The sequence below is a fragment of the Mesorhizobium sp. M7A.F.Ca.ET.027.02.1.1 genome, assembly GCF_004022985.1.
Classification (GTDB): domain Bacteria; phylum Pseudomonadota; class Alphaproteobacteria; order Rhizobiales; family Rhizobiaceae; genus Mesorhizobium.
On record NZ_RZOL01000188.1, the window covers coordinates 1 to 11,580 of the forward strand.

Genomic DNA, 11,580 nt, shown 5'->3' on the forward strand with positions numbered 1-11,580 from the left:
GCTGGGCCGGTCAGCGCATCCTCGACGTGCTGGTTTCGCATGTCGTCGGCACCGGTATCACCGTGGTGCCGAACACCGGTTCCGACCGCGCTGACACGCAATTCCGGCTGGCTCGCGAGGAATGGCAGGCGCGGGCCGATGTCGAGGGCGTGCTCGACGAGCCGACCATGCAGGCCCTGGCGCTGCGCTCGATGGTCGAGGGCGGCGATTCTGTCATCCGCTTCATCGACCTCAGTTCGGCCGAAGCCGACGGAAGCGTGCCGTTCCGGCTGCAGGGTCTTGAGGGCGACCAGATCGACGCCTCGCGCGACTATGGTCTCGCCGGATCCAACACCAGGCTCGGTGTCGAACTCGGCGACAATGGCCGCCGCAAAGGCCTGTGGCTGTGGAAGAACCATCCCGGCGACATGACAGTGTCGGCGCTGGTCGGCGGTTCGGCGCTGGTCGGCTGGAACGATCTCTGTCACCTCTACCGGCCGCTGCGCTGGGGCCAGGTGCGCGGCATCACATGGTTCGCGCCGATCCTGCTCAATGGCCGTGAGGCGCAGGACCTGTTCGATTCGGCGCTGATGCAGGCGCGTACACAGGCCTGTTTCGCCGGCTTCCGTAAATCCAATCCCGGCGATCCTAATCCGTTCGCCACCAAGGATGCCGCCGATGGCGCCGGCGACAGCCAGAAGGTCACCCGCATCGAGCCGGGCATGATCGTCGACATCGGCAATTCCGACATGGTGTTCGCGCAGCCGTCATCGCAGTCGCAGTTCGGCACCGTCTATCTCGCCGCGATGCAGGCGATGGCTGCTGGCGCCGGCATCACTTACGACCAACTGACCGGCGACTTGCGCCAGGCGAACTATTCGTCGCTGCGCGCGGGCAAGATTGATTTCCGCCGCCTGGTCGAGCAGATCCAGTGGCACCTGATAGCGCCGCGCATGGTGCTGCCGGCCAATCGCCGATTTACCGAACGCGCCATCCTGGCCGGCAAATTGCGGCCGCGCAGCGATGGCTATCCGGTCGACCTGATCATGCCGGCCAACGAGCCGATCGATCCCAAGAAGGATCTCGAGGCGGACATCGCCGCCGTCCGTGCCGGGCGCATGTCGCCGCAGGAGTTCATTTCGGCCTGGGGTCGCGACTGGAAGAAGGTGGTGGCCGACACCGAAGCCTTCTTCAAGGTCGCCGACAAGGCCAATCTTGCCCTCGATATCGACGGGCGCCGCCCGCTCAACGGCGGTTCGCCGCCGGCGCCGCAGGATGGAGCCCCGCAAAACCCACAGGATGTCAACAATGACTGAGATCATCCGCCTGCCGCAGATGCTGCGCGATGCCGAGGTGCGTGCCGGCTCGTTCGACGAGGCCGCCAACACCATCGACGTCATCTGGACCACAGGCGCCACGGTGCGGCGCTTCTCCTGGATGGATGGCGAGTTCGACGAAGAGCTGATCGTCAGCGGCAACGCCATCCGGCTCGACCGGCTGAACAGCGGCGCACCGTTCCTCGACACGCACGGGCAATGGAGCCTCAACGACGTGATCGGCTCCGTTGTGCGCGGTAGCGCCAGGCTTGAAGGCGGCAAAGGCGTCGCCAGAGTGCAGCTGTCGGCCGCGGCCGATGCCGTTGATCGTGTCGCTCGCATCAAGGAAGGCACGGTCTCCAACATCTCGGTCGGCTACCGCATCCACGCGGTCGAGCGCAAGGAAATGGACGGCAAGGTGCCGCTGCACCGCGTCGTCGACTGGGAGCCGTGGGAGATCTCGGCGGTGCCGATCCCGGCCGATCCCGGCGCGCAGGTGCGCAGCGGTGGCGCCAAGCCTGAGACGTTTGATTGTCGCGTCATGCGCACGCTCGCAGACGCAAACGAGATCCGCCGCATCCGTCTCGGCATGCAGCAGCGGATGGCCGGTATCGGTCGCTAGTCCAAGCATACGCATCTCAACGGCCGCCTGCGCTCCACCGGGGACGCAGGGCGACGGCTCATCGCCCCGGAATCGCAAAGGACCAAAGCCATGATGAAAAAGGCTTTCTTCTCCGCGGCCGTCGCCATGATCCTGTGCGCCGGCCTTATCGTCGGCCTTGGCGCCGACCTGGCCTATGCGGCGCCGCATATGCCGCTCGACCTGCACCAGCATTTCAATCTTTCCGATCACATCATGCAGGCCACCGTGGCGCTTGCCGGCCTGCGCGCCAAGCTCACCGAACTGACCACCAAGGCCGAACAGAAGAAGGCCGAGATCAAGGATGACACCGCACCTGATGCGGCGCGAACGATCGAGGCCGACCATGCCAGGATCCTGACCGAGATCGAGGAAGTCAGGGCGCAGATCCGCACGGCCGAAGAGGAAGAGACCCGCAGCCAGCAGCAGCGCCAGGCGCCGACGCCCGACGCGGCAACCCGTGCCGCCGACATCGTCGGCATTGCGGCCACCGCGCGCGCCCAGGGCGTCGATCTGTCGACCGAGGACGAGCAGACCGCCATCCGCACCAACGTCGATCCGTCAGCTTTCCGCGCGCAGATGTTCGACCGCCTGGCCGCCCGCCAGACGCAGACCAATCCGGCCCGCATCACGCAGGACGATCGCGACGTCAGGCGCACCGCCATGACCGAGGCGTTGTCCTATTCGCTCGGCGCACCGCTGCCGGCCGCCGGACCTTCCGCTGCTGCCCGTGCGTTCATGGGTCGCAGCGTCATCGACATCGCGGCGCAGTCGGTCGACTGGCGTGGCGGCGTGGTGGTCAATGCCCGCCAGAAGGACGAGATCCTGACGCGCGCCGGCATGTCGACGTCGGATTTCCCGATCATTTTCGAGAATGCCATCAACCGCACGCTCGAAGGCCGCTATGCGCTTGCCCAGCCGACCTATCGCAGCATCGCCCGCAAGCAGAACTTCAACGATTTCCGGCCGCACACCACGGTCAAGACCGGTGATTTTCCGATGCTGCAGAAGGTGCTGGAATCCGGTGAGATCAAGTACGGCACCTTCAACGAGGGCAAGGAAACCGTGCAGGCGTTCAGCTACGCCATCGCGCTGTCGATCACCCGCCCGATGCTGATCAACGACAACATCGGCGCCATTGCCGATCTGCTGTCGAGCTATGGCCCGACCGTCGCGCTATTCGAGGAAGTCACCTTCTATTCGATGGCCTTCAACGCTGCTCTCGCCGATGGCAAGGCGGTGTTCCATACCGATCACAAGAACCTTGCCAGCCCCGGCACGGCGATCGATGTCACCAATGTCGGCAAGGCGCGCGCCGCCATGTCGAAGCAGAAGTCGACCGGCGGCAACCAGCTGTTGCAGAATGCCGCCAAGCTGCTGCTTGTCGGCCCTGACAAGCTGACCGAGGCGGAAATGCTGATCGCCTCGATCACGCCGGCGACGGTTGCCACCGTCAACATCTTCTCCGGCAAGCTCGGCGTTCTCGACACCGCGCAGATCGAGGGCAACGAGTGGTATGCCTTCGCCGATCCGGCGATGGGATCGAACTACCGCTGGGGCTATCTGGAAGGCTACGAGGCGCCGCGCGTGCGCACCGACGAGCCGTTCGGCACCCAGGGCTTCAAGATGTCGGTCGAGCTCGATTTCGGCGTCGGCGCCACCGACTATCGCTTCGGCTACAAAAACCCCGGCAACTAACCGGCCTGACCTTTGCGGGCGGCGTCGTCGCCCGTTTCCCCTTCCTCTATTCCGCAAAGGAGGCCTGTAATGGCCAAGAACTATATCCAGCCGGGTAACACCATTACCTGGACTAATGAAGACGTCACCGGCGCCGTCGACGTGGCGTCTGGCGACGGTGTCGTCGCCGGCTCGGTGTTCGGCGTCGCCCAGACCGATATCGCCGTCGGCGAAACCGGCGAACTGGCGCTGATCGGCGTCCATGAACTGCCCAAGGTCTCGGCGCAGGCCTGGACCTTCGGCGAGCGCATCTACTGGGTCGCCGCGTCCGGCGAAGCCACCAGCACCGCCGGATCCAACAAACTGATCGGCGTCGCCGTCGAAGCGGCCGACAATCCGTCCGCCCTCGGCAAGGTGCGGCTGTCGGCTGCCTTCACGATCTAAGGGATCAGCATGCGGCTCGCTCGCGATTGGGAAGGCCAGCCGGTCTTCATTCTCGCGGGCGGGCCGTCCGTGCTCGGCCACGACCTGTCGATGCTCGAGGGCTATCGGGTCATCGCCATCAACTCGGCGCATCTCACCTATCCCGCCGCCGATGTTCTCTATTATACCGATGACGACTGGTGGACCTCGGTCGGGTCGAAGGAACCGCCCTTCGCCGGCGAGATCGTCACACCCGCCGGCATCGGCCCAAAGGTCTGCACCAGGCTGATCAGGGCGTCGCCGGACAAGGGTTTTTCCAGCGATAGCGAGCGTGTCGCGGTGTCGGCGACCTCGGTCTCGGGCGCGCTTCACGTCGCGATCCACCGCGGCGGGCATCCGGTTTTCGTGCTCGGCGTCGATGGCAAGGTCGGTGCCGACGGTCGGCGTCATCACCACAATGGCCGCTACAAGAACCCGCTGCGCCACGGCTGGGCAAAGCGCCACAATGCCGAGCTGGAAAGGCTCGCCATGTCGATCCGGTCGCTTGGCATCGACGTCTACAACTGTTCGCCGGTCAGCGATCTCTCCTGCTGGCCGAAGCTCGATTTCGAGGAAGCCGTAAGCATGGCGCATGCAGCATTGATGAAGGCGGCACCGTCGCCGGCGAAGTTTCCGCTCGCCGTCATGAGCATGTACGGCGCCGGCGATTGCATTCATCAGCGCGCGGTCCTTCGCGAACTCATGAAGACGAATGACGTCGAGCTGCAGACCTTTTACACGGCGATGTATCACGACCTCGAGGCCGAAGGGCTGCGGGTCACGCTGATCAATCGCCCCAATCTGCCGCCGCGCATGCGCGACAGGGGCAATCAGAACCAATCGGGATCGACAAAGCTCAACACGGCACAGATGAAAATCGGCTACGATCATGCGCAGACCAGGCGACATGGCACCTTGTTGAACGCCATGTTCGGGTCGGTCGGCCTGAAGATTCCCGAGCGGCCGGACTTCTCCATGCCGGTCAAGCAGGAATGGCGCAACGAGGCCAAGGCGCTCATCGGTGACACGGGCGGCAAGCCGGTCATGATCTATCGCCCGATCGTGGTCAACGCGACGTGGCTGGCGCCGGCAAGGTCTCCGGATCCTGCCGCCTATGCGGCGCTGTATCGGTCGATCAAGGACCGGTTCTTCACGGTTTCCGTCTGCGATCTGACGCAAAAGGGCGAGGAGATCGTCGGCGAGGAACAGGACGCCGACCTGAAATTGCACCGCGGCGAGGCCGATTTCGAGACGCTGGCCGGACTGTTCGCCGAGGCGGCGCTCGTCTTCGGCAATGCCGGGTTCACGCCGATCCTGGCGCAGGCGGTGGGAACGCCGAACATCTGCGTCTATGGCGGCAATGAAAGTTTCCGCTTCACCAACATCTGCGGCGCGCATCTGGCGCCGACGCTGCCGATCGAGCCGGTGAAGCCGTGCGAATGTTTCGACCGGCATCACAAATGCGACAAGACCATCGATCTGGCCAAGGCTGTGCCGCTGGTCGAGGCCTTCGCGATCGAGCACGGCGCGACACCGCGCATCCTGGTGTTCGGCACCACCTATGTCGACAGCGAAGAGAAGCAGAGGCTGGCCGGGCGGTGGGAGGCGCTGCACCGCAAGGTGAATGGCTGGGCCGTCGATCTGCTTCTGGTCGACAGCGCATCGCCTGTGCCGCTGCTGGCCGTAGAGGAAGGCGCCGAGAAATACGCCTTCCCCGACAACATCGGCCACCTCGCGCGCGGCGGCAAAGACGGATGGGGCAGGGCCTTCTGCAAGGGTCTGGAGATGGCGATCGACGGGCAATATGACTATGTCGTCCACATCGAGGGCGACAGCCTGTTTTCCAAGCCGGTTCTGCCGATCATCCGCAAGATGATGGCCGATGGCGTGAAGGCGGCCACGGTTCCGGTCGAAGGCACCAAGCGGCAGGAAACCGGATGGGCCGAAACCGGCCTGATGTTCTTTTCGGTCGACTATCTTTGGCAGTCGAAGTTCATCGAGCGCTACGACTGGTGGAACCGCAAGGCGCGGCCTTTCCCGGAACAGGCGGTCTTCGACCTGATCGGCGGCGATTTGCACATGCTGCCGCTGAAGGCCGAGCGCGGCGACAGGGGCCAGATCACGGCAGAGAACGCTGCCGAGCTGGACTGGATCACGCATTGCCCGCCGGAAGCGTTGGACGCCTTCGTGACTAGCATAATCTCCCCCCTTGAGGGGGAGATGGGCGGCAGCCCAGAGGGGGGCGCTGTCCCGCCGACCTCTCCGAGCGAGGCCCCCCTCTCTGCCCTGCCGGGCATCTCCCCCTCAAGGGGGGAGATCGGCCAAACCTCGCTGGTCAAGCTCAACTTCGGCTGCGGCACCAACAGGCTGGACGGCTGGCAGAACTACGATGCCGAGATCGACATCACCAAGCGGCTGCCGTTCCCGGACAGCCACGCAGATTTCATCTATGCCGAGCATGTCGTCGAGCATGTCGATTATCGCGCCGCACTGAAATTCTTCGCCGAATGCCGGCGCGTGCTGAAGCCCGGCGGTGTCATCCGCATCGCTGTCCCGAGCCTCGAAAACATTTATCGCCGCGGCGACCAGGCCTATTTCGACTTCACCCGCAAATGGGGTCCATCCGCCGACCTGCGCGGCGCCATGCACGCCATCATCTTCGCGCACGGCCACCAGGCGATCTGGTCGCAAGGCCTGCTTGAGGCCTGCCTCTACTTCGCCGGGTTCGAGGACGTTGTCCCCGCCGAACAGCATTGCTCCAGCCATGCGGCGCTGACCGGCGTCGAAGGTCATCACCGCGTCATCGGCGACAAGTTCAACTGGATCGAAAGCGCAATTGCGGAGGGACGGAAATGACCGGCCATCGCGATCAATGGTTCGGCGACCGATCCTATGCGCAGCATGGCGACGATTTCGCTGTGCTCAACATCTTCAAGCGGCTGGGCATCGAAAAGCCGAGCTATCTCGACGTTGGCGCCTATCACCCGTTCGATCTGTCGAACACGGCGCTGCTCTACGAACGCGGCTCGCGCGGCATCAATGTCGAGCCAAACGAGGCGCAACACGCGCTGTTTCTGAAACACCGGCCGGACGACATCAATCTGTGTGTCGGCGTCGCGCCCTTCGTTGGACGGCTGACCTTTCATCATGTTGCCGCCGATCCGGGCCGGTTCACCTTCGACGTCGCGACCGCCACCACGCTCGGCATCGTGCGAAGCATGGAACTCCCGGTGATGACGCTCAACCAGGTCGTCACTCATCACGCAGGCGGCATCTGGCCGGATCTGCTTAACGTCGACATCGAAGGTCTCGACGTTGATGTGCTGGCATCGGTCGATTTCGGCGCGCATCCGCCAAAGTTGGTCATCGTCGAGGCCGACAATGGCAGCGGTGACACCAGCCACGAGCTGGCGGCGCTGATGAACGGCAAGGGCTTCTGCCTGCACTCCTGGTGCGGCTCCAACATGCTTTTCGTGCGCGTCGCCGACCAGGCAGCGATCTGGGGCGTCTGATGAGCATCTGGGATATCCATTACGCTGCGCTCTACAATTCGCCGCTGGCGGTGGACGCGGTGCTGACGATCGATGGCACCGATGGCACGACCATCGAACTGCGGGCGATCGACAAGACAGCGCCGGCCGCGCTCGCCTTCAAGGGCGTCGAAGTGCTTGACATCAAGCTGGCGGCAATGGTGCGCGCATCCGACCTCGCCGACATCGAGCTTGCCGCCCTGCGCAACGCCACGCTCGCTTTCAGCGGCAGGACCTGGACGATCAGGAGCCATGAGATCTTCCCGGCGCCGACCGGTGAGAGCAAGGGCGAAATCCGCCTGATCCTTTCCGAGGAGACGGAATAGTTGGACCCGCGCGAAGTAATCCTGGCCCGGCTGCTGATCGTTGCCGGGGACGTCGACACGACGCTGAACCCGATCCGCAACGAGAGCGACCCGGCGGCGGCCAATCTGCCTGCCGTCATCCTGTTCGATGGCGAGGAAACGGCGCGCGAAACCGATCCGCGCGGCCGTACCGCGCTCGCCACGCCTCGGCTTGTCGACATGACGCCGGAGGTTCAGTTTCGCCTCAAGGCCAAGGACGAAGACGTCGGAACCAAGCTCAACCTGCTGCGCGCCAAGCTGATCGCGGCCGTGCTGTCGGATGAGCAGTTGCTGGGATTCACCGCCAATGGCCAGGCGATCCGCTACCAGGGCTCCATGACGGCCACCGAGCGCGGCCGTTCCATGGAAGGCGGCATCGGCGTCGCCTTCACCTTCACCTACGCCATGCGACCTGGCGCTTTGGTCGAGACCGTGACCGCCTGAGTTCAACCCGCCCGGTGATACGGGCAATCACCGAAAGGACATAGCCATGTCGGAATCTCCGGACATCAACAACCTCACCGTCGGCAAAGGCATCCTCTATTTCACGCCGACAGGTGGCGTAGAACGCGACATGGGCGAGTGCTCGGCCTTCGAGACGACGCCTGGCGGCGACACGCTCGACTATTTCTCCAACCGCGTCGGCATCAAGAAGAAGGTGCGTTCTGTTGTCACTTCGGCGAGCCTCGAACTGCGCATCGTCGCCAACGAGGCGACGGCGGAAAACCTGGCGATGCAGCTGGGCGGCGATACGCCGGTCTCGGGCGGCTCCGGCATCCTGACCTTCAACATCATGCGCAACACTGAAGTCACGGGCTCGCTGCGCTACCAGGCGCAGAACGACATCGGCAACAAGATCGACGTCTCGCTGCCATCTGTGTCGTTCAAGCCGGGCGGCACCTTCAATCCGATCTCCGAGGAATGGATGGAGATCGAGATCAGCGGCGAGGCGCTGTCGACCGAACACACGGACGGCACCTCCGACTTTGGCACCATCACGGTCACCGACCAAGCCTGACGGCAAACCGAAGGGCGGAGAAGAGTTTCATGAAGCGTTTGATGGATATAGCGCCGGCCGGCGCGGTGAAGATCGCCGTGACGGTCGGCAATGACGAGATCGAGGTCAACCGGATCGGCTCGAAGCGGCTCACCGGTCTGCTGGCCCGCTATCCGGAACTTGGCGACTTGATGGGCGGCAAGACGGTCGCGCCGATGCGGCTGATCGAGATCGCCGCCGATGCTGCCGCGGCGTTCATTGCCGCCGGCTGCGGCTATGACAACAATCCGGACGCCGAGACCTTCGCTTCCGAATTGGCGATCGAGGACCAGCTGAGACTGGTCGAAGCCATCGCCAAGGCGACGTTCCCAAATCTGGTCGGCCCGCTGATCGAGCAGCTCAAGACACGGGTCGCCGTCTTCCTGGAAGAGCTGCAAAACCCAGAAGCATCGCCAGCCGCAGAGACGCCGGCGATCAACTAGCGGCGGCGATCGAACAGCTGATCGCTGCCGGCCATCGGCCTGCGGATGTCTGGGAGTATTCGCCGTGCGAGATCGCCGGTTACCTGACGCTGGCTGCCGAGCGGCGCAAGCTGGAGGTTGCCGAACAGCTGGCCATCAATGCATTTGCCGCGCGAGGCGATCCGAAGGAGATCAAGAAACTGCTCAAGGATATGAGCAAATAGGGGGGGGCGCTACTGCTGCCCGGCCGGCTTGAAAAAGTCGACACCGGAGAGTTGCGGGGCGCCGGCCAACGACTTGCCGACGGTGCCTTCTGCAGCGACATCGCAGCGCTGATCGGTCAGCACGCTGGTGCAGTTCTGGAACAGCACCCGCAAATCATCGCGGTCTGCCCATGGCGGCATCAAGGTGATGTTGCCGCCGGGGACATTCAGCAGCATGAACTGGTCGCTGGCCACGGCAATGCGGCCCTTGGTGATGACCACGTCGCGGCCGATCAGATCCGGCCACGACACCATGAACTCGACCGGGTCGATCATCACCTGATCCCCGGCTTTGGCACTGTTGGCGCCAAATGCCGCGGCAATGGCGGTCGTCGCGACGATCGCAAGCAGTAAACCAGTATAGCGCATGAACAGTCCCTCCCGCTGAAATAGAAGCACGATTGCTGGTTGATGGCAAATGGCGCGATTTCGTTATCAGAAAAAGGACGGCGAATTCGCGGGTGCGATGGCCTCGATCAAGGATCCGATTGCCTTCGCCGGCACCGCCGCGATCACCGAGGCCGGCGACATCGTCAAGCGCGAGGGCCGCGCCGACATCGCCGCCGCCGGTTTCTCGCGCAAATGGCAGAACGCGCTGCGCGTCAACGTCTATCCCCGACGCCGCACGTCCATAAACGCCGCGGCGCTGATCTTCCACAAGATCCAGTATGCCGGCGTCTTCGACGAAGGTGCGATCATCTCCGGCAAGCCCAAGCTGTGGCTGCCGCTGAAGGACACGCCGAAGCGCGCCGGACGGTCGAAGATGACGCCGGCGCTCTACATCAAGACCATCGGGCCGCTGATCTCGATCGAACGGCCCGGCAAGCCGCCGCTGCTGGCCGGCAGGATCGCCACCAATAGGCGCAGCGGCCAGGCCGGCAAGGTCACGCTTTCGGCCTTGCGACGCGGCGGCAAGGGTGCGCCATCGGTTCTGGTGCCGCTGTTCATCGGCATCGACCGAGTCTCGATCCGTGACCGTTTCTCGATCCGCGAAATCACCGAGCGCGCCGCCGCCAGGCTGGCCGAGCTTTATTTGAAACACCTCAATCCGGACATGTGATGGCCCGCAAACCGATCATCCAGCGCATCGCCCTTGAGGGCGGCGCCGCGATCAAGGATCAGCTGAAGGTGCTCGGCGATGCCGGCGAAAAAGCCTTCAAGCAGATCCAGAACGCCGCCATCAAGGCCGATTTCGGCAAGTTCTCGGCCAGTCTGTCCAAGGTCGGCAGCGATCTTGCCACGGTCGGCCGTCGCGTTGCGCTGCTTGGCGCCGGCCTGACGGCTGCTGCGGCCGGCGCCGGTGCGGCGGTGCTCGGCCTGGCCAAGTCCGGCGGCGAGGCTGTCGACGCCGCAGGCAAGGCGGCGGAAAAGACCGGCCTGCAGGTCGATGCCTATGGGCGGCTGGAATTCGCCGCCAAGCAGGCCGACGTCAGCCAGGAAGAGCTGGTCGCCGGCATGTCGAAGCTGAACAAGGCGATCGCCGAAGCGGCGACCTCGACCACCAAGGCCGGCGACGCACTCGACGCCTCGGGCGTGAAAGTCACCCGTTTCGGCGACAACACCAAGAAGGCGGCGGACAAGGCAAAGCCGCTCGGCAGCGTCTTCGACAAGCTTGGCGTCAAGATCAAGAATGCCAACGGCACGCTGCGCTCCAACGAGGCGATCGTCCGTGACCTGGCGGAAGCTTTTTCGCGCATGCCGGACGGCGCGCTGAAATCGGCCCTGGCGATCGAACTGTTCGGCAAGAGCGGTGCCAACCTGCTGCCGTTCCTCAACCAGGGCAAAAAGGGCCTGATCGACCTCGGCGCCGAGGCCGAACGTCTCGGCATCGTCTTCACCAAGGAACAGGCGCAAATCGGCGACGCGCTCGGCGATACGCTCGATGAGGTGACCGGCGCCGCAGCCGGCATC

At 64.2% G+C, this 11,580-nt stretch carries 12 protein-coding genes and 1 pseudogene; 12 read left to right on the forward strand and 1 reads right to left on the reverse strand.

The annotated features are described in order from the left end of the window. From EN749_RS20170 to EN749_RS20215, 10 genes are all read left to right on the forward strand, one after another. A partial coding sequence (locus tag EN749_RS20170; protein ID WP_128363797.1) for a phage portal protein occupies window positions 1-1,295 on the forward strand: 1,295 nt, incomplete at its 5' end. Further along, on the forward strand, window positions 1,288-1,917 hold the full coding sequence (locus EN749_RS20175; RefSeq protein WP_128363798.1) for an HK97 family phage prohead protease: 630 nt from the start codon (window positions 1,288-1,290) through the stop codon (window positions 1,915-1,917). The genes EN749_RS20170 and EN749_RS20175, both read left to right, overlap by 8 nt. A 90-nt stretch (window positions 1,918-2,007) precedes the next feature. Further along, window positions 2,008-3,633, forward strand: a complete 1,626-nt coding sequence (locus tag EN749_RS20180; RefSeq protein WP_128363799.1) for a hypothetical protein — start codon at window positions 2,008-2,010, stop codon at window positions 3,631-3,633. Between the two features lie 69 nt (window positions 3,634-3,702). Beyond that, window positions 3,703-4,056, forward strand: coding sequence for a DUF2190 family protein (locus EN749_RS20185; protein WP_128363800.1), 354 nt, complete (start codon window positions 3,703-3,705; stop codon window positions 4,054-4,056). 9 nt (window positions 4,057-4,065) lie between these two features. Continuing rightward, complete coding sequence (locus EN749_RS20190) at window positions 4,066-6,930, forward strand: methyltransferase domain-containing protein (RefSeq protein WP_128363801.1); 2,865 nt, start codon at window positions 4,066-4,068, stop codon at window positions 6,928-6,930. Continuing rightward, complete coding sequence (locus tag EN749_RS20195) at window positions 6,927-7,586, forward strand: FkbM family methyltransferase (protein ID WP_128363802.1); 660 nt, start codon at window positions 6,927-6,929, stop codon at window positions 7,584-7,586. Before EN749_RS20190 ends, EN749_RS20195 begins: the two co-directional genes overlap by 4 nt. Beyond that, window positions 7,586-7,930 carry a hypothetical protein gene (locus EN749_RS20200; RefSeq protein WP_128363803.1) on the forward strand — a complete coding sequence of 115 codons (345 nt, stop codon included), beginning with the start codon at window positions 7,586-7,588 and terminating at the stop codon, window positions 7,928-7,930. The genes EN749_RS20195 and EN749_RS20200 overlap by 1 nt, the downstream gene beginning before the upstream one ends. Continuing rightward, window positions 7,931-8,392, forward strand: coding sequence for a hypothetical protein (locus EN749_RS20205; RefSeq protein ID WP_128363804.1), 462 nt, complete (start codon window positions 7,931-7,933; stop codon window positions 8,390-8,392). It abuts the gene before it with no gap. A gap of 46 nt (window positions 8,393-8,438) precedes the next feature. Next, entirely contained in the window at window positions 8,439-8,966 is a 528-nt protein-coding gene (locus EN749_RS20210) for a hypothetical protein (protein ID WP_128363805.1), read from the forward strand. Window positions 8,967-8,995: 29 nt separating this feature from the next. Further along, complete coding sequence (locus EN749_RS20215; RefSeq protein ID WP_128363806.1) at window positions 8,996-9,427, forward strand: hypothetical protein; 432 nt, start codon at window positions 8,996-8,998, stop codon at window positions 9,425-9,427. Window positions 9,428-9,639: 212 nt separating this feature from the next. Here EN749_RS20215 and EN749_RS20220 read toward each other — a convergent pair whose 3' ends face one another. Further along, a complete protein-coding gene (locus EN749_RS20220) occupies window positions 9,640-10,038 on the reverse strand; it encodes a hypothetical protein (protein ID WP_128363807.1) in 399 nt (132 codons plus the stop codon). 49 nt (window positions 10,039-10,087) lie between these two features. Here EN749_RS20220 and EN749_RS20225 point away from each other — a divergent pair, with 49 nt between their 5' ends. Further along, window positions 10,088-10,729: a DUF6441 family protein gene (locus EN749_RS20225; RefSeq protein ID WP_128363808.1), complete on the forward strand. Its 642-nt coding sequence runs from the start codon at window positions 10,088-10,090 to the stop codon at window positions 10,727-10,729. Then, a pseudogene (locus EN749_RS20230) lies at window positions 10,729-11,580 on the forward strand (phage tail tape measure protein); the annotation flags it as partial. The gene EN749_RS20225 and the pseudogene EN749_RS20230, both read left to right, overlap by 1 nt.

Bases quoted from the DNA above. Each gene is read 5' to 3' on its own strand.
- EN749_RS20195 (WP_128363802.1), top strand. From the start codon at position 6,927: ATGACCGGCCATCGCGATCAATGGTTCGGCGACCGATCCTATGCGCAG.
- EN749_RS20185 (WP_128363800.1), top strand. From the start codon at position 3,703: ATGGCCAAGAACTATATCCAGCCGGGTAACACCATTACCTGGACTAAT.
- EN749_RS20225 (WP_128363808.1), top strand. From the start codon at position 10,088: ATGGCGCGATTTCGTTATCAGAAAAAGGACGGCGAATTCGCGGGTGCG.
- EN749_RS20190 (WP_128363801.1), top strand. From the start codon at position 4,066: ATGCGGCTCGCTCGCGATTGGGAAGGCCAGCCGGTCTTCATTCTCGCG.
- EN749_RS20215 (WP_128363806.1), top strand. From the start codon at position 8,996: ATGAAGCGTTTGATGGATATAGCGCCGGCCGGCGCGGTGAAGATCGCC.
- EN749_RS20220 (WP_128363807.1), bottom strand. From the start codon at position 10,038: ATGCGCTATACTGGTTTACTGCTTGCGATCGTCGCGACGACCGCCATT.
- EN749_RS20180 (WP_128363799.1), top strand. From the start codon at position 2,008: ATGATGAAAAAGGCTTTCTTCTCCGCGGCCGTCGCCATGATCCTGTGC.
- EN749_RS20210 (WP_128363805.1), top strand. From the start codon at position 8,439: ATGTCGGAATCTCCGGACATCAACAACCTCACCGTCGGCAAAGGCATC.
- EN749_RS20200 (WP_128363803.1), top strand. From the start codon at position 7,586: ATGAGCATCTGGGATATCCATTACGCTGCGCTCTACAATTCGCCGCTG.
- EN749_RS20175 (WP_128363798.1), top strand. From the start codon at position 1,288: ATGACTGAGATCATCCGCCTGCCGCAGATGCTGCGCGATGCCGAGGTG.